The organism is Bifidobacterium sp. LH_450, from assembly GCF_056356715.1.
The window spans coordinates 240,331-258,702 of sequence record NZ_JBKEUU010000003.1 but is presented as its reverse complement, the minus strand read 5'-3'; the positions used below and the strand labels follow the sequence as shown (position 1 = coordinate 258,702).

At 66.7% G+C, this 18,372-nt stretch carries 14 protein-coding genes and 1 tRNA gene; 13 read left to right on the top strand and 2 right to left on the bottom strand.

The window, feature by feature from the left end; all coding sequences use genetic code 11:
* Nucleotides 1-5 precede the first annotated feature (5 nt).
* From AC1AXT_RS05735 to AC1AXT_RS05675, 13 genes are all read left to right on the top strand, one after another.
* On the top strand, nt 6-1,172 hold the full coding sequence (locus AC1AXT_RS05735) for a hypothetical protein (RefSeq protein ID WP_476541892.1): 1,167 nt from the start codon (nt 6-8) through the stop codon (nt 1,170-1,172).
* A 54-nt stretch (nt 1,173-1,226) separates the two neighbouring features.
* Nucleotides 1,227-2,180: a DUF8094 domain-containing protein gene (locus AC1AXT_RS05730; RefSeq protein WP_476541984.1), complete on the top strand. Its 954-nt coding sequence runs from the start codon at nt 1,227-1,229 to the stop codon at nt 2,178-2,180.
* Nucleotides 2,181-2,361: 181 nt separating this feature from the next.
* On the top strand, nt 2,362-3,357 hold the full coding sequence (locus tag AC1AXT_RS05725) for a co-chaperone YbbN (RefSeq protein ID WP_476541982.1): 996 nt from the start codon (nt 2,362-2,364) through the stop codon (nt 3,355-3,357).
* A 258-nt stretch (nt 3,358-3,615) separates the two neighbouring features.
* Nucleotides 3,616-3,688: transfer RNA gene (locus tag AC1AXT_RS05720), tRNA-Arg, on the top strand.
* A gap of 77 nt (nt 3,689-3,765) precedes the next feature.
* Entirely contained in the window at nt 3,766-4,404 is a 639-nt protein-coding gene (locus AC1AXT_RS05715; RefSeq protein ID WP_476541890.1) for a CYTH domain-containing protein, read from the top strand.
* Between the two features lie 194 nt (nt 4,405-4,598).
* Nucleotides 4,599-4,997: a Rid family detoxifying hydrolase gene (locus AC1AXT_RS05710; RefSeq protein WP_476541888.1), complete on the top strand. Its 399-nt coding sequence runs from the start codon at nt 4,599-4,601 to the stop codon at nt 4,995-4,997.
* A 111-nt stretch (nt 4,998-5,108) separates the two neighbouring features.
* On the top strand, nt 5,109-6,914 hold the full coding sequence (argS, locus tag AC1AXT_RS05705; RefSeq protein ID WP_476541886.1) for an arginine--tRNA ligase: 1,806 nt from the start codon (nt 5,109-5,111) through the stop codon (nt 6,912-6,914).
* An 84-nt stretch (nt 6,915-6,998) separates the two neighbouring features.
* Nucleotides 6,999-8,540 carry a diaminopimelate decarboxylase family protein gene (locus tag AC1AXT_RS05700; protein ID WP_476541884.1) on the top strand — a complete coding sequence of 514 codons (1,542 nt, stop codon included), beginning with the start codon at nt 6,999-7,001 and terminating at the stop codon, nt 8,538-8,540.
* A 351-nt stretch (nt 8,541-8,891) separates the two neighbouring features.
* On the top strand, nt 8,892-10,205 hold the full coding sequence (locus tag AC1AXT_RS05695; RefSeq protein ID WP_476541882.1) for a homoserine dehydrogenase: 1,314 nt from the start codon (nt 8,892-8,894) through the stop codon (nt 10,203-10,205).
* A 93-nt stretch (nt 10,206-10,298) separates the two neighbouring features.
* Nucleotides 10,299-11,435, top strand: coding sequence for a homoserine kinase (thrB, locus tag AC1AXT_RS05690; protein ID WP_476541881.1), 1,137 nt, complete (start codon nt 10,299-10,301; stop codon nt 11,433-11,435).
* Nucleotides 11,436-11,827: 392 nt separating this feature from the next.
* Nucleotides 11,828-13,294, top strand: coding sequence for a Maf family protein (locus AC1AXT_RS05685; protein ID WP_476541879.1), 1,467 nt, complete (start codon nt 11,828-11,830; stop codon nt 13,292-13,294).
* A 222-nt stretch (nt 13,295-13,516) separates the two neighbouring features.
* The gene (locus AC1AXT_RS05680; protein ID WP_476541980.1) at nt 13,517-14,596 is read left to right on the top strand and encodes a LacI family DNA-binding transcriptional regulator; all 1,080 of its coding nucleotides are present in this window, start codon (nt 13,517-13,519) and stop codon (nt 14,594-14,596) included.
* Between the two features lie 185 nt (nt 14,597-14,781).
* Nucleotides 14,782-16,602 carry an AMP-dependent synthetase/ligase gene (locus AC1AXT_RS05675; protein ID WP_476541877.1) on the top strand — a complete coding sequence of 607 codons (1,821 nt, stop codon included), beginning with the start codon at nt 14,782-14,784 and terminating at the stop codon, nt 16,600-16,602.
* A 71-nt stretch (nt 16,603-16,673) separates the two neighbouring features.
* Here the strand turns inward: AC1AXT_RS05675 and pdxT are convergent, their stop codons facing one another.
* Together pdxT and pdxS are read right to left on the bottom strand one after the other, a co-directional pair.
* Nucleotides 16,674-17,411, bottom strand: coding sequence for a pyridoxal 5'-phosphate synthase glutaminase subunit PdxT (gene pdxT / locus AC1AXT_RS05670; RefSeq protein WP_476541875.1), 738 nt, complete (start codon nt 17,409-17,411; stop codon nt 16,674-16,676).
* A gap of 36 nt (nt 17,412-17,447) precedes the next feature.
* Nucleotides 17,448-18,323: a pyridoxal 5'-phosphate synthase lyase subunit PdxS gene (gene pdxS / locus AC1AXT_RS05665; RefSeq protein ID WP_476541873.1), complete on the bottom strand. Its 876-nt coding sequence runs from the start codon at nt 18,321-18,323 to the stop codon at nt 17,448-17,450.
* Nucleotides 18,324-18,372 lie beyond the last annotated feature (49 nt).

Genomic DNA, 18,372 nt, shown 5'->3' with positions numbered 1-18,372 from the left:
CCGTTATGAGTGATGTACAGGAAGAACGCGAGCATTCCCGCCGCGAGGAACCGCCGTCGCGCCACGCCAAGTTCATGCGCGGCATCGTCACGCCCACGCTCGGCCTGATTGCCGTCGCGTGCATTGTGTTCGGCATTCTCAACGACACGATCTGGCGTCCCAGCACCGACATCAACGCCGCTGCAAACGTTTCTGGCAATGAATACGTAATCACCGATCCCGGCGTGCTCAACATGGTCGACGATACGGTGACGCTCACCGTCGCCGACGCCGACCCGGCCACCGCCGAAGTGTGCGTCGCGCTCGGATCGTCCAAGGACGCCGCCGGCTGGGTGGAGGGCTTCCCGTACACCCGCGTGACCGGCATGAGCGACTGGAACACGCTGACGGTACAGAACGAGGCGGCCACCGGCGACAAGAAGACCGCCGACACCGACGTCGCGTTCGCCGACTCGGTGATGTGGACGCAGCATGTGTGCGGCGCCGGTTCCGTCACGCTCGAGCTCGACGACGCGACCGCTTCGAGCGTCGCGATCATCGACCTGGCGGACGCGAAGTCGGCGACCGTCACGATGCACTGGACGCGGCACAACGCGCCGAACTTCGCGATTCCGCTGTATTTCGCGGGCGGCCTGTGCATCGTCGCGGCGATCCTGTGCGCGTCGGTGTTCGCCATGTCGCCTGAGAAGCGGCGCAAGATGATGCCGCACCGCAGCGCCGACAAGAAGGAGCGGCGCAAGCGCGAACGCGAGGCGGAGGTGCCGATTTCGGCGGCCGTCACCGGAACGATAGCCGCGCTGAAGCCGAAGAAACGGGATTCGTCCAAGCCGCGCCGGCGCCATGCGAAGCATGGCGGGGCGCCGGAGCCGCTCGATGCGGCGACGGTGCCGGACGCTCCGAAGGTCGTCGATCCGGGGGCGCGCAATCTGGTGGCCGACCGCGCGGGGAGCGCAGACGTTTCGGGTCGGAACGCTGCGGCGGCATCCGGTTCCGAATCTCAATCTGAATCCAAGATTGGCGGCGCGGCGTCCGGCGGGGACGAAACGACGTCCGTCATCACGCCGGAAGAACTCGCCGCGTACTTCGCGCGGCTCGCGCAGGAAAGCGCCGGCTCCGACGGGAACGGCGGGAGCGACGGGCGTGACGCCGCGACGGAAACCAAGGAGGCTTAAGTGAAGAAGCGTTCGCCACTGACCGTGGCTCTTGCAGCGGCGCTCGCCGTGACGATGGGCGTGGCGCTCGCCGCCTGCGAAGGCAATGTGCCGACGCCGACCTCCGCCGCGAGCTCGTCCGCCACGCCGGACCTGACCGAAGCGCAGGAAAAGCAGATGCGCGAGGACCTGATCGCCGCCATCAACCGGTGCAACGAGGCGAAGACGACCGACGGCCTTGACCAGGCGATGACCGGGCCGGAGCTGGAAATTCGGCAGAGCGAGATCGCAATCGCGCAGAAAACCGGCACCTTGGACGCGAAGACCGACATCCCCGCGGGCGTTACGCAGGCAATCATCCCGACCGATTCGGGCTGGCCACGCAGCGTGTTCTCGATTACGACGACGACCTCCGACCAGCAGAGCAAGCGTTTGCTGGTGTTCACGCAGGAATCGGCGCGGTCGAACTACAAGCTGTGGGGCGTGGCGCGCCTGTTCCAGGGCGTCAAGCTGCCGAAGTTCGAGATCGCGTCGATCGGCTCGCAGATGGGCACCGAAAGCGACGACGGGCTGATCATGACGCCGAAGGAAGCCGTGGACCGCTATGCGGACGTGCTGACGAGCGGCGCGTCGAGCCAGTACGCGGCCGATTTCTCCGACGATTATTTCCGGCAGGACCTGACGACGCTGGAAAACACCGTCACCGAGGCGATGAAGAAGAACGACGGCACGTCGGAACAGGTGTTCACGCCGGTGCCGGACCAGATCAAGGTGATGCGGTCGGCGGATGGCGGCGATCTCGTCGTCGCGCAGATCAACTCGGTGTGGACACGCGCCGCCGGCGAGGGGCGCGAGTCGCAGCCGGCGTCGGATGCCGAGAAGGCGCTGTTCGGCGACGGGAAGGCGACGAGCACGATGCGCGTGACCTATGTCAACGTCATCGCGATGTACATTCCGTCGAAGGCCGCGGGCGGCACCGTTACGGCGGTCGGCGCCGAGCGCCAGCCGGTGAAGGTGGAGGCCATTTAGCGGGGCCTGCTCGCTGGAGCGGCTGAAACCGTTTGCCGGGTTCGAAACCGTTTGCATAAGCTGCAAACGGTTGCCGGGCTGGAACCGGCTGGCGGGCAATGCGAGCGGGAACGCGGGCCGAAGCGTAGGGTATAGGCACAAATCTTTTGCAATAAGGTAGCGAAAAGAAAAGAGGAGCATGATGGCGCAACAGCGGTCATTCAACCCTGGTTTTTCGATGGCGGGAGCGGTCGATCTTGAATCGCTCAAGCACAAGGTCGAGGCGGACCCCGGGCAGGCGGGCGGCGCGCCGGCTGCCGGCGGGTACGTCATCGACGCGAACGAAGGCATGTTCCAGTCGCTGGTGCAGAATTCGGCGACCTATCCGATCGTGCTGCTGTTCTGGATGCCCGACGACGACCGTCTGTTCGGCATGGCGCGGGCGCTCGGCGACGCCGTCAACGGCATGGGCGGCCAGCTCCAGCTCGCGCGCATCGACATCGCGACGAATCCGCAGCTGGCGCAGGCGTTCCAGGTGCCCGGCGCGCCGGCGCTCTACGCGCTGGTCGGCGGACGGCCGATGCCGATCCTGTCCGGGCTGCCGTCGCCGGAAGAGCTGCAGCAGATCGTCGACACCGTGCTGCCGCAGATCGTGCAGCTGGCGCAGCAGGCCGGCGTGACCGGCACCGCGCCGTATATGGAAGGCGCTGGTGCGGGCGCTGACGGCGCCGGGGCGGACGGAGCGGCTGGTGCCGGTGCTGGCGCGGGCGCGTCGGGCACTGTACAGGTGCCGCCGGCGCATCAGGAAGCGTACTCGCTGGCGCAGCAGGGCGACTATGCAGGGGCGGCCGCGGCGTATGGCGACGTGCTGGAATCCGACCCGTCGGACGCGCTGGCTGCGCGCGAACGGGCGAAGGCGTTGCTGCTGGCCCGCTCGGCCGATGCCGACGTGCGCGCCGTGCGCACCGCCGCAGCCGACAATCCGGACGATCTGGCGGCGCAGCTTGCCGTCGCCGACGTCGACATGATCGGCGGCCAGCTCGACGACGCGTTCGGGCGCTTGCTGGACTTCGCCGCCGCCCACCGCGCCGACATGGACCCGGTGCGCGAACGCCTGCTCGAATACTTCCTGATCCCCGACGACGGCGATGAGCGAGTCTCCCGCGCCCGCCGCCGCCTGGCCACCCTTATGTACTGACACGCACCCCTCGAGCCCGCTGGAACCGCTGGAACCGCTGGAACGTAGCCCCCAATCTACGTTCCAGTCGGTGAGGGGCCGTAAGCGACTGGAACGTAGTTCCCAAGATACGTTCCAGTCGGTGAGGGGCCGTAAGCGACTGGAACGTAGTTCCCAAGATACGTTCCAGTCGGTGAGGGCGCCTCAGTGACTGGAACGTAGAATCTTGGGAATTTTTCGGCGGGCGGTCCGGGGCTCGTGTAAAGTAGGAACGCGGATGGGTTCGTAGCTCAGCGGATAGAGCGTTCGCCTCCGGAGCGAAAGGTCGAGAGTTCGAATCTCTTCGAGCCCACTCCTTCTTCTTCTCTTTTCCTCCTCAAGCGCTACCTAGGTAGCGCCGTATCTTCTGCCGGCTATTACACTTGAATTATGGCGCAGGAATTTTCTGGACTTGACGAATACGAATTCGAACGGCGCTTCTTCGTGCGCGACGTTCCGGGGGAGGTTTTCGACGACGGCCCGACGCTGATCGTGCAAAGCTATTTCGTGCACGAGGACAACTACGCGCTGCGGGTGCGGCTGCAGAGCCGGACCGCGCACGTCGACATGACGCCGGACATCGACCCGCTCGACGTGCTCGAACGCCACCGCGACGAATTCCACACGGCCACCGTCACGATGAAGGGGCCGTCGGTGGGCGGCACGCGCTACGAAGCCGAACGCGAGGTCAACACGCGGGTCGCCGCGGAAATCGTGCGGCGCGGCGGCGACGTGATCATCAAGAATCGCTACAGCGCATGGATCGGCGAAGACGGCTGGAACATCGACGTGTTCGGCGGCGCCAACGCCCCGCTCATCATCGCCGAAGCCGAACGCAGCTCGCCGGTGACGAACCTGACAATCCCGAAGTTCTGCGTCACCGAAATCACGGATCAGCCGCATTTTTCGAACGACGAGCTCTCGTTCCGCCCGTTCGGCGGCTGGAAAGACGCGTTCGACGAGGAACTGGAACGCACAGGCCCGCAGTTCCAGCAGCTGTTCGGCACCAATCGCATTGAACAAGACTAGATTCAGCCGGAATCTGGAACGTTCCAGTTTTGGGGAACCGCTTGAACAAAATTGCATCCGAGCGGAATTTGGAACGCCTCGGCTTTGGGGGAACCGCTTGGACAAGATTGGATCCGAGCGAAATATGGAATGCTCCGGTTTCGGGAAACCGCGCGTCGCTACGATGGGGGCGAACGACACCTGAAGGAGGAGCGATGTACGAAAATCTCAAGGCGGTGGCGACGACGCAGGCTCCGACGGCGCTCGGCGCGTACAGCCAGGCGGTGAAGGCAAACGGCTTCGTGTTCGTGTCCGGACAGCTGGGCATCGACCCGGCGACCGGCGAGCTCGCCGGCGAGACGGCGGGGGAGCAGGCGGCGCAGGCGCTGAAGAATCTCAAGGCGATCCTCGACGCGGCCGGTTCCGGCTTCGAGCACGTGTGCCGCTCGACGATCTACCTCAACAGCGTCGACGATTTCGCCGAAGTCGACGCGCGCTACGCCGAAGCGTTCACCGGCACCGTCAAGCCGGCGCGTGTCGCGTTCGGCAACAACATGATTCCGAAGGGCGCGCTCGTCGAGATTGACATGATTGCGGTGCTCCCGGAGGAGTAAGAGTTCCTCGGGTTCCAGCGGAGGGACCACCCCTCGGATCGCCTTCGGCTCTCCGATCCCCGCCAGCGGGGATTTTCATCGGTAGGCATAGGCGTTTGTACACTGGGGAGAATGAGTCCAGAAGCGCTGAGTGCACAGATCTATTCCATTGCGAAGTCCCTGATCGCCGACGGGAAGGCCGGCAGCCTTACCGAAGATGAACTGCCGGACGAGTCGAAGTTCGCCGTCATGCGGCCCAAGGACCGTGCGCACGGCGACTGGGCGTCGAATGCCGCGATGCAGCTGGCGAAGAAGGCCGGCATGAAGCCGCGCGACCTCGCCGAGCTGTTCGCGGCTGCGCTGGAAGGCACCGACGGCATCAAGGCCGTCGAAGTGGCCGGCCCAGGCTTCATCAACGTCACGCTGGACAAGGCGAGCGCGGCTTCCGTCGTCGACAAGGTGCTCGAAACCGGCACGAAGTTCGGCCACAACGACCATCTGGGCGGCGACACGCTGAATCTTGAATTCGTGTCGGCGAACCCGACCGGCCCGATCCACATCGGCGGCACCCGCTGGGCCGCGGTCGGCGACTCGATGGCGCGCGTGCTCGAAGCGAACGGTGCCGACGTCGTGCGCGAATACTATTTCAACGACCACGGCGAGCAGATCAACCGCTTCGCCAAGTCTCTGGTCGCCGCCGCGCACGGCGAGCCGACGCCGGCCGACGGCTACAAGGGCGCGTACATCGACGAAATCGCGCGCCGCGTCATCGCCGAAGCGAACGCCGAAGGCATCGATATCCTCAATCTTCCGCGCGTCGACGGCGGGGCCGACGAAAACGGCGAACCGCTGGGCGAAGGCGACTCCGAACAGCGCGAGGAGTTCCGCAAGCGCGCCGTGCCGATGATGTTCGCCGAAATCCAGCATTCGATGGACGAATTCCGCGTCAGGTTCGACGTATGGTTCCATGAGAACTCGCTGTACGCCGACGGCAAGGTCGCCAAGGCCATCGACAAGCTGCGCGAGCAGGGCGACATCTTCGAAAAGGACGGCGCCACCTGGTTCGCCTCCACGAAGCACGGCGACGACAAGGACCGCGTCATCATCAAGTCCGACGGCAACTTCGCGTACTTCGCCGCCGACATCGCCTACTACTACGACAAGCGCCACCGCGCAGCCAACCCGGCCGACGTCGCCATCTACATGCTCGGCGCCGACCACCACGGCTACATCGGCCGCATGATGGCGATGTGCGCAGCGTTCGGCGACAAGCCGGGCGAGAACATGCAGATCCTCATCGGCCAGCTCGTCAACGTCATGAAGGACGGCAAGCCCGTGCGCATGTCGAAGCGCGCCGGCAACGTCGTGACGATCGACGACCTGATCGACGCGATCGGCGTGGACGCCTCGCGCTATTCGCTCGTGCGCACCGACTACAACTCGCCGGTCGTCATCGACCTCGACCTGCTCGCGTCGCACTCGAACGACAATCCGGTGTACTACGTGCAGTACGCGCACGCCCGCTCCTGCAACGTCGACCGCAACGCCGCCGAAGCCGGCATTTCCTACCAGGGCGCCGACCTTGCGCTGCTCAACACCGAAGCCGACGGCGAGGTCATCGCGATGCTCGCCCAGTGGCCGGCCGCGCTCGCCGAAGCCGGTGACCTGCGCGCTCCGCACCGCATCGCGCACTATCTGGAGGACCTCGCGGCCGCCTACCACAAGTGGTACAACACCGAGCGCGTCGTGCCGATGGACGAAGCGGCGACCGAGGCGGCCAGCGAAACGCTCGACGAAGCCGCCGCCGAAGCGCTGCGCATCGCCCGCAACCCCGAGCCGGCACGCGCCGCCGCCCGCCTGAAGCTCAACGACGCGGTGCGCCTGACGATCAAGAACGGCCTCGAACTGCTCGGCGTCAGCGCTCCGGACCACATGTAGTCCGGTTCCGTTAGTCCGGTTCCGAACGGCACGAACGCAACCGAAGAAAATCTTGGGAAAGCCCCAGCGAAAAGGAGAGAACGAATGGGAGTGACCCCGATCTGGCCTGACGATACCGCCATCAACGCGGCCGGCGAACTGACGTTCCACGGCATCCCGGCGGCGCAGCTGCTCGAGCGGTTCGGTTCGCCGCTCTACGTCGTCGACACCGCCGAAGTGCGCCGCCGCGCCGCCGCGTTCGTCGCGGCCGCCGCCAGCGCCTTCCCGAACGCCACGACGCACGTCAGCTACGCCGGCAAGGCGTTCCTGTGCAAGGAGATTGCGCGCATCGTCACCGAAGAGGGGATGCTCGTCGACACCTGCACGCTGGGGGAGATGAAGATCGCGCTCGCCGCCGGCGTTCCCGGCCGCCGCCTCGTGCTGCACGGCAACAACAAGTCCGACGACGAGATTGCGCTCGCCATCGAGGAAGGGTTCGCCAAGATCGTCGTCGACGAGCCCGGTGAACCGGAACGCATCGCCGCCATCGCCCGGCGGCTGGGCAAGCGCGCCCGCGTCATGCTGCGCGTCACCTCCGGCATCCACGCCGGCGGCCACGAGTTCGTCTCCACCGCGCACGAAGACCAGAAATTCGGCGTCGCGCTGCTGGGCGCCGGAGCCGACCCGGCCGTGCTCGACGTGTTCGGCGAGGACGCCGCGGCCGAAGCGACCCCGGCCGGCTCGAACGCGCGGCTCGCCAAGGGGAACGGCCCCGACTACAGCGTGCGCTACCCGTACGATCTGAATGCCGCCGACGTCTCCGACGCCGACGCGGCGCTCGCCGAAGCGATGGTCGCCATCGCCAACGGGCCGGCCATCGCCGTGCTCAAGTCGATTGCAGCGCTCTCGGATGACCTCGAGCTCGTCGGCATCCATTCGCACATCGGCTCGAACATCCACGACGCCGACGCGTTCATCCAGGCCGCGCAGCGCATGATGCTGCTGCGCAAGACGTTCTACGCGACGAACGCCTACACGCTGCCCGAAGTCGACCTCGGCGGCGGCTACTCGGTGGCGTACACCGACGGCGAGGACTCGATGGACCTCAACGCCGAACTGCGCCGGCTTTCCGAGGCTGTCCGCGCGGCCAACCAGCGCTTGGGGATGCCGGCTCCGGCGATCTCGTTCGAGCCGGGCCGCTGGATCATCGCCCCGGCAGGCGTGACGCTCTACCGCGTCGGCACCGTCAAGCCGGTGGCGCTTTCCGGCGCGGCTGACGGGGTCAGTGAACGCGTGTACGTGTCGGTCGACGGCGGCATGAGCGACAACATCCGCCCCGCGCTCTACGGCTCCGCGTACACGGCGCGCCTGGCGAACCGTGCCAGCGACGCCGAGCCGCGCCGTTCGCGCGTCGTCGGCATGCACTGCGAATCCGGCGACATCGTCGTGCACGACGTCGATCTGCCGGGCGACATCCGCCGCGGCGACATCCTCGCGGTGCCGGTCACCGGCGCCTACGGACGCACGATGGCCAGCAACTACAACCAGACCCTGATCCCCGCCGTCGTCGGCGTCGACGCCACCGGCGCCCACCTGATGATGCGCCGCCAGACCATCGAAGATCTCCTCAGCTGGGACGTCTCCTGAGATTCTCGATATTCTCACCCCCGCGACTCCTTTCTCACCCCCGCTGGCGGGGGTCGGTGAGCCGAGCCGAAGGCGAAGGCGAACCGGGGGGTGGTCCGGCCCGCATCCAAGGTGGACTGGATTGTGTAATAAGACTCACGTCGTTCCCGCCTCACCAGACCACCCCCCGCTTCGGCTCTCGCTTCGCTCGGCCTCAGCGACCCCCGCCAGCGGGGGTGGAGGTACTTGAGTTTGAGAAGGGCGCCCTTGGAACGCACGGCGTACCGTACAATCGTGTTGCGAAGACATACATGTTGTTGAAGGCGCCGCACAGCGCAGCGACCGCAACGAAACAGCCGGAAAGGAACTCCTGTGGCAGTGAAGAATGATGCACCGATCCGCGTAGGGCTGCTGGGAGCGGGCACGGTAGGCTCGCAGACCGCACGTTTGCTGGTGGAACAGCAGGAGGAGCTGGCGCAGCGCATCGGTCGTCCGATTGAGCTTTCCGGCGTCGCCTGCCTCGATCCCGACGAAGTCGACTTCCCGTGGATCAAGCGCGAGCTGCTCACCGACGACACGATGTCGGTGGTGAAGAACGCCGATATCGTCGTCGAGCTGATTGGCGGCACCGGCGTCGCCAAGACGTTCGTGATGGAGGCGCTGAACAACGGCGCGTCGGTCGTGACGGCGAACAAGGCGCTGCTGGCCAAGTACGGCCCGGAACTCTATCAGGCGGCGGCCGACAACAACGTCGACATCTACTTCGAAGCCGCGGTGGGTGGCGCCATCCCGATCGTGCGCCCGCTGCGCGAGTCGCTGGTCGGCGACCAGGTCGAGTCGATGCTTGGCATCGTCAACGGCACGACGAACTACATCCTCGACGAAATGACCACGAAGGGCCTCGATTTCGACGTCGCGCTCAAGCAGGCGCAGGAAGCCGGCTACGCCGAAGCCGACCCGACCGGCGACATCGAAGGCGAAGACGCCGCGAACAAGGCCGCGATCATGGCGACGCTCGCCTACCATACGAACGTCGGCATCGACGACGTCACCGTCGAAGGTATCACGCATATCGACGCCGCCGACATCGCCGCCGCGAGTGCCGAAGGCCGCGTCATCAAGCTTCTGGCCGTCGTCGACAAGGGCGACGCCGGCGTTTCGGCGCGCGTCTACCCGGCGCTGATTCCCGCCGACCACCCGCTTGCCAGCGTGCACGGTTCGTTCAACGCCATCTTTGCGAAGGCGCGCTATGCCGACGACCTGATGTTCTACGGCCGCGGCGCGGGCGGCGCTCCGACCGCTTCCGCCGTCGTCGGCGACATCGTCACCGTCGCGCGCCACATCGCCGCCGACACCACCGGCCCGCAGATCGCCCCGTACAACGACTACCCGATTGCCCCGCTCGCGTCCGAAAAGGCGTCGTTCGCCGTGCGTTTCATGATCCACGACAAGCCGGGCGTGCTGTACAAGGTTGCGAAGGTGTTCGCCGACAACGGCGTGTCGATCAACGGCGTCAACCAGGACCTCCAGCTTTCCAAGACGGAGCCCGGCTACGACGGCGAGCTGCAGCAGCTGCGCCTGCTGACCCACCAGACCGACGAGGAGACGCTGCGCCGCACGCTCGACCAGGTCTTCGAACTCGACTGCGTCACCGGCGACCCGTCCATCCTGCGCGTCATCGACTGACCACCGCAATTTCAAGCACCGGCCGGCGGCAGCGGCAGGCAACCTGCGCGGCCGCCGGCTTTTTCGGCCCATCGTACGGAAGGAAACAGCTAGATGACGACTCCGGTAACGCACAAGGTGAGCGTGAAGGTTCCGGCAACGAGCGCGAATCTCGGCGCCGGTTTCGACGCCGCCGGCCTCGCGCTGAGCTACTACGACGAGATTGAGTTCACGCTCAGCTCCGACCCGCTCAACACCTCCGCGCAGGTGATCATCCACGGCGAGGGGGAGGAGACGCTGCCGCGCGACGAGTCCCACCTGGTCGTCTCGACGTTCCGCCGCGCCTGCCACGAGCTGGGGCTCGGCCAGCTCGGCTTCATCATGGAGGCGACGAACCGCATTCCGCAGGCGCGCGGCATGGGTTCCAGCGCCGAAGCGATCGTCGCCGGCATCGCCGCGGCGTATGGCTTCGCGACCGGCGCCCCGCTCGACCGCGACGCCGTCTTCGAGCTCGCCGCCAGAATCGAAGGCCACCCCGACAACGTGGCCCCCGCCGTCTACGGCGGCCTCACCGCCTCCTTTACCCAAGATTCCCCCGCTTCCAGCGTTCATCGCGCCGCTTCGGGTGCCGCCGACGGCGGCGCCGGGGCTGATGACTGTCCTGCCGAGGGCGACGGAGCTGCTGACGAGTGCGACATCTCCAGTGCCGGCACTGCTTCCGGAGCTCAAGGCTGCATTGCCAACGGTGGCGCAGCCGCCGCGGCTCCGCGGTTCCGCACGGTGAACTACCGCGTCGACCCGGCTATCGCCGCGTCGGTGTTCATTCCGGATTTCGAGCTGTCCACTGAAAAGGCCCGTGCAGCCCTCCCGAAGGAAGTGCCGTTCGCCGACGCCGTCTACGACGTCTCCCGCGTGGCCTTGTTGCCGGCCGCCCTGAATCCGTCCATGCTGGCCGGCGATGACATCGAGCCGACGGCCGCGAACCGCCTGCTGTTCGACGCGCTGTGCGACCGCCTGCACCAGCCGTACCGCCTGCCGCTCATGCAGCCCTCGGCTGACCTGATCGCCACGCTGCGCGCCGAAGGATTCGCCGCGGCCGTCTCCGGTGCCGGCCCGTGCGTGCTCGTGCTGCACTACGGGGACGCCGCCGAATGGATCGACGGCGCAGCCGCCGAGGCCCTGTCCAGCGGCCACTGGCGCGTCCTCCACCTCGACGTCGACCGCGAAGGCGTCCAGATCCATCGTGACTAACCGCCTCTCTTAAAGAACCGGATCCCCGGGAGGACCCCGATTTCCCTCCCGAGGAACCCGAGTAGGTCTATTCTGCATTTTCTGGCCCCGGTTCCTCAACACGCCATTCCCGGAGGAACTCGACCTTGCAAGCCCGGAGTTTTCTGGCTCGGGTTCCTCAACACGCCGTGCCGGGAGGAACCCGACCGTGCCACGACCGCATTTTTCAGGTCCAGTTCCTCAACACGCCGTGTGTAGAGGAACCGGATCAAGAAGAGGAACCCGGTCCGGCAGCCCGTGGATTTTCTGGGTCCGGTTCCTCAACACGCCGTCATGGGAGGAACCGGGGCTGGGGAGAGGCCGGAAATGGCGATTCTGGTTCCTTTTGGACAGGTCGGTTTAAGATGGCGGGTATGAGCATTCCGCTGATTCTTGCCTCGAAGTCGCCGGCGCGGCGCAACGTGCTGTTCAACGCCGGCATCTGCCCGACCATCCGCGTCTCCCACGTCGACGAGGACGCCGCGCTCGAAGCGGCCGCCCGCGAGCAGGGCGTCGCCGTCGCCGATCTGCCGGTATCCGACCGTGTCATGATCCTCGCGTCCGCGAAGGCGCAGGCCGTCTACGACGCCTACCGCCAGGTCGCGGCCACCGCGGCCGGCGCGAGCGGCGAGTGCGTCACCGGCTACCCGCTCAAGGCCGCAGGCAGTGGCGGCGAAGACTCCAGCGACGTCGCCGAGGAGGGGAGCGCCTCCAACACCGGCAGCGATACCAGCGACACGCACGCCGCCACCGACATCGCCCAGACCCGCGATTTCTCCGGCGTCGCCGTGCCGAAGACCAGCGAGCCGATCTCCGGCAGCTCCAGCGAAGCCGGCGGCCTGATGGACGGCGCCCAGGGCCCGCTGATCCTCGGCTGCGACTCGATTTTCCTGTTCGACGGCGAATGCTACGGCAAGCCGCACAGCCCCGACGTGGCCCGCGAACGCATCCGCGCCATGGCCGGCAAGACCGGCGAACTGTGGACCGGCCACTGCCTGATCGACCTGAAGACCGGCGCCGTGGCGACCGGCACGAGCCGCGCCGAAATCACGTTCGGCGAGTTTTCCGACCGCGACATCGACCGCTACATCGCCACCGGCGAGCCGCTCGAGGTGGCCGGCTCGTTCACGCTCGACGGCTTCGGCGGCGCGTTCATCGACAGCATCGTCGGCGACCCGTCCGGCATCGTCGGCCTGAGCCTGCCGCTGGCGCGCAAGCTCACCGCCGAGCTCGGCATCGACTGGACCGACCTGTGGAACGTCGCGCGCGCCGACCAGCTTCCGGCCGAGCACGCCGACAGCAAGGGCGCCCCGACGAACATGACCCCGCCGGCTGCGAACGTCCACCAGCCGGGCGACGGCTGGATCGACTGCGATTGCGGGCGCCGCCACTGGGGCACGAACGGTGCCGCCGGCGTCATGCTCGCCCGCCGCGACCCGAAGACCGGGGACGTCACCGACATCGTCATGCAGCACCGCGCGCTGTGGAGCGCCGAAGGCGGCACCTGGGGCATCCCCGGCGGCGCGATCGCCGACGGCGAGAACCCGATCGAGGGAGCGCTGCGCGAATCGTACGAGGAGGCGAACATCACGCCGGAGGACATCGAGGTCGTCGGCACCTACTGCGAGGAGCACGGCAATTGGCGCTACACCACCGTCTTCGCGTTCGAAAAGCCCGGCCATGAGGTCCACCCGAAGGCCAACGACGACGAAAGCATGCAGATCGAGTGGGTGCCGCTCGCCGACATTCCCAACCGCAAGCTGCTGACGGCGATGAAGGCGGACTGGCCTGCGTTCGAGGAGCGCCTCAAGGTGCTCGCGCAGCAGCATCGCGGCAACTGATTCCAGCAACGGGGAGCGGCGCCCGCCTGCGTTGGCTCCCTTCTGAAACAACAAGATTGAACAAGATTTACCAGCGGCGAGAGTTCCAGCGACGGTAGCGACTACAGCGAAAGCCACCACTGCGAGGACATCGGCAAACAAGGGGGTGCGATGGCGGCATCTGGCGACGGCAACGCGCACGGCAACGCGCGCGGTGGTGCGCGCAGCAAGCGGCGCCCTTCGATGTTCGACGTGGCGCGCCTTGCCGGCGTCAGCCACCAGACGGTTTCGCGCGTCATCAACGATTCGCGCGACGTGTCGGCCGCGACCCGCGCGAAAGTGCAGGCGGCCATCGACGAGCTCGGCTACCTGCCGAGCAATTCCGCCCGTGCGCTCGCCTCACGCCGCTCCCGCACGGTCGGCCTGATTGCCGGCGGCCACCATTTCTTCGGCTCCGCCGCCGTGATGAGCGCCATCGAAGGCGCCGCCCGCGACCACGGCCTGTTCACGTCCGTCATGCTGCTGCCGGAAGCGGACTGCACGCAGGACGAATTCAACGCGCTGTGCCGGCGCTTCCAGGAACAGAACGTCGACGCGATCATTGCGCTCACGCCCACCGACGCGATGTTCGAGGCGGCCTTCCGCGCCCCGGTGCGCCAGCCGCGCGTGTTCATCGCCTCCACCCATGGCGAGATGAGCGCCGAGGAGGCCTTCCGCCAGCTGCCGGGCGACGCGCGCCGCCGCGTTTCCATCGTCGGCGCCGACCAGTGGGGCGCGATGGCCGAGCTCGCCCGCCGCGCCGCCATGTTCGGCCACCGCAACGCGCTGTATTTCGCCGGTCCGCGGCATTGGCGCGATGCGGCGACAAGACTGCGCGCATGGAACCGAGCCTGCGCCGCCAACGCCATCAGCACCGTCACCGTGCAGTGCTCAACATGGGACGCGCCCGAAGCCTATAGCCGCATGAACCATGTACTCGAAAACCTCGGCCGCGCCGGCGTGCGGCCGCCCACCTGCATCGCCTGTGCCAATGACAACATGGCCGTCGGCGTCATGCGCGCGCTGGCCGAGCACGGTTTGCGCGTTCCCGGCGACGTCAGCGTCATCGGTTTCGACGACTTGCCGGCAATGGACAACATGAACCCGCCGCTGACGACGGTGCGCCCCGATTTCGACGAGCTCGGCGCCGCCGCCATGCACGAAGCGCTCTACCTGCTCGGCGAAGGCGGCGAATACCCCTTCACCCTCTCCCGCCACGGCACCGGCCTCATCCCCTCCCAAGTCATCCACCGCCGCTCCCTAGCCCGTTCCCCCCGCTCCTGATTGTCCCTACGCACAGCCCCGACGCGCGAATGTTGTCGCAATCTCCAATGCCCCCGCCTCCCAACCTGTTTTAGATTGGCAACGGCGCGTTTTTGCGCCGGACACTCATGCACAAAACCGTGCGCAGAACCCGCACGAGCCTGCATGAGACAGACTTACCTATAGCGTCACCAAAGGAACCGCCAATGCTTACCGAATTCACCACGCCGGGCGTCGCCCGCGTCACCCGCGACGACGAAACGATCTATTCGCTGCTGCTCGACCGCATCGAAAAGTCCGGCCCGGACTCGGTGCTCGCCGAACAGAAGACGGCGCCCGGCGAATGGCAGTCCTACACGGCCGGCGAGTTCCTGCGCCTCGTGCGCGCGGCGGCGAAGGGCTTCATCGCGTTCGGCATCGGCAAGGGCGACGCCGTCAGCATCTTCTCCGCAACCCGCGTGGAATGGGGCATCCTCGACTTTGCGCTCGCCGCCATCGGCGCGGTGACGGTTCCGATTTACGACACGGATTCCGCCGCGCAGGCGCAGCGCATCCTCAACGATTCGAACGTGCGTCTCGCCGTCACCGACAACCGCGAACGCTTCGGCCGCCTCGATTCGGTGCTTGATGCCTGCCCGTCGCTCGAGCGCATCCTGATGCTCGACGAGAACGCGCTCGGCGCGCTCGAAGGCATCGGCATCATGGTTTCCGACGAGGAACTCGACGCCCGCATCGCTGCCGTCCGCGCCGACGACCTCGCCACCATCGTCTACACGTCCGGCTCCACCGGCGCCCCGAAGGGCGCGGAACTGAGCCACCGCAACTTCGTGTCGATTACCCGCGCCGCCGCGCAGTGCGAACCGGAAGTGCTCGAAGGCTACTCCCGCGTGCTCCTCTTCCTGCCGCTCGCACACTGCTTCGCCCGCTTCATCCAGTATTTCCTCATGGATTCCGATCACGGCGTCGTCGGCTACCTGCCGGACACGAAGTCGCTGCTCGTCGACATGCATTCGTTCCAGCCGACGTTCATCATGGGCGTGCCGCGCGTGTTCGAGAAGGTCTACAACGCCGCGAGCCGCAAGGCCGGTACCGGCGTCAAAGGCCGCATTTTCCTCAAGGCGGCCGAGTTCGCGCGCGACTGGTCCAAGATGGAGCAGCTCGGCATCACGCCGACCGCCGCCCAGAAGGCCCAGCATGCGTTCTACGAGAAGGCCGTGTTCAGCACGATTCGCGGCGCGTTCGGCGACAACATCAAGTACCTTGCGTGCGGCGGCGCCCCGCTCGATCCGGAGCTTGCGCACTTCTTCTGCGGCATCGGCCTGCTGATGATCCAGGGCTACGGCCTGACCGAAACGGCCGCCCCGTTCACCTTCACCCGCGTGCCGAACAACGTCATCGGCACGGTCGGCCAGCCGGTGCCGGGTTCGTCGGTCAAGATCGACGAGAACGGCGAGCTGTTGGTGCGCGGCGAAAACGTATTCATGGGCTACCACAACCTTCCCGAGAAGACGGCCGAAGCGTTCACCCGCGACGGCTGGCTCAAGACCGGCGACCTCGCGTCCATCGACAACGACGGCAACATCACCCTCACCGGCCGCGCCAAGGACATCATCATCACCGCCGGCGGCAAGAACGTTTCGCCGATCCCGATGGAGCAGCAGATTGCGAAGTGCCCGATCATCGAGCACGCCGTCGTCGTCGGCGACAACCGTCCGTTCATCGGCGCCGTCGTCACGCTCGACGCCGAGGGCCTGGAGCACTGGCTTCCCACGCAGAAGCTTCCGGCGGACCTGTCGGTGGCGGAAGCGGCCGGACTGCCGCAGGTTGCCGCGGAAATCCAGCGCTACGTCGACGAAGCGAACAAGGAGGTCAGCCGCGCTGAATCGGTGCGCAAGTTCATCGTGCTCTCCGACCACTTCACGCAGGGCAACCGCTGCCTGACCCCGTCGATGAAGGTGGTTCGCCCCGCCGTCAACCGCGTCTTCGCCGAAGACATCGCCACCCGCATCTACACCCCGAAGCGCTGACCCCAGCCCCGCAACGTAATGGGCCTCCCCTCTTCGAAAAGGGGAGGCCCATTCACGTTGTATGGAAACGCCTACAACGTCAGGAAGAAGGCGTGAAGGCGCGTATCGTCGGTCAGTTCCGGGTGGAAGGCGGTGGCGAGGATCTTGCCCTGCTGGAGCGCCACGACGTTGCCGCCGACTTCGCACGCCACATGCGCCCGCGGCCCGACGGAGGCGACGAACGGCCCGCGGATAAACACCAGCGGAAAATCCGCCAGCACTTCGGTCCGCTCGCTACCAGCCTTCCCGGCGCTCACGCCGTTTCCAGCAGCCGCACCGTTTCCAGCGTCCACGCCCTCGCCAAAGCCAGCGTCATCGCCCTCCGGCAGCACCACGTCGATATCCGCGTCCGCGGCGAAGCTGCCCAGCTGCCGCCCGTACGCGTTGCGCCGCACGGTGGCGTCCAGCGCCCCGAAATACACGTTCTCGTCGTTCTCGAGCCGGCGCGCGAGCAGGATCATTCCCGCGCAGGTGCCGAACACCGGCTTGCCGGCCGCGATATGCTCGGCAATCGGCTCGAACAGCCCGGTGGAGCGCAGGAGCTTGCCCTGCGTGGTGCTTTCGCCGCCGGGAAGGATGACGCGCCCGATCGTTTCGTCGAAATCCTCCCGCGCCCGCAGCAGCTTCCACGGCGCGCCGAGCCGGTCGAGCATCGCCGCATGCTCGGCGAACGCCCCCTGCACCGCGAGGATGCCGGTCACCGTCCCGGCGGCCGCGCGCTCCACGTCCGCGGAGAATTCCTTGCTGATATACGCTACGTCAACGACCACGTCGCGCTCCTCCCGCTTCCCGAACCGACCGCCGGATCATTCGCCGCGCGCGGCCATGATCGTTTCGATTTCGTCTTCGTTGATGCCGACCATCGCTTCTCCAAGATTTTCCGACAGCCGCGCCAGCAGGTCTGCATCCTGCCAGTTCGCGGTCGCCTGGACGATGGCGGCTGCCCGCTTCGCGGGGTCGCCGGACTTGAAGATTCCGGAGCCGACGAACACGCCTTCGGCGCCGAGTTCCATCATCAGCGCGGCGTCGGCCGGGGTCGCCACGCCGCCGGCGGCGAAGTTGACGACCGGCAGGCGGCCGTTGTCGTGCACGTACTTCGCCAGCTCGTACGGCACGGCCAGCTGCTTGGCGTACTCGTACACTTCGTCGTCGCGCAGCGAGGCCAGCTCGCGGATCTGCTTGTTCATCGTGCGCATGTGCCGCACGGCCTGGATGACGTCGCCGGTGCCCGGCTCGCCCTTCGTGCGGATCATCGCCGCGCCTTCCTCGATGCGGCGCAGCGCCTCGCCGAGGTTCTTCGCGCCGCACACGAACGGCACGTCGAACTGGTTCTTGTCGATGTGGTAGACGTCGTCGGCGGGGCTGAGCACCTCCGACTCGTCGATGTAGTCGATCTCGATGGCCTGCAGGATGCGCGCTTCGGCGATGTGCCCGATGCGCACCTTCGCCATGACCGGAATCGACACCGCTTCCTGAATGCCCTTGATCATCGCCGGGTCGCTCATGCGGCTGACACCGCCGGCGGCGCGGATATCGGCCGGAATGCGTTCCAGCGCCATGACGGCGCACGCGCCGGCGTCTTCGGCGATGCGCGCCTGCTCCGGCGTCGTGACGTCCATAATGACGCCGCCCTTGAGCATCTGCGCGAGATTCTTGTTGAGTTCGTTGCGGTTGCCGGCCATGGCCGCTCCTTTGGATCGTGGGGGAAAACATCAGCTCTCTTGGACGGCC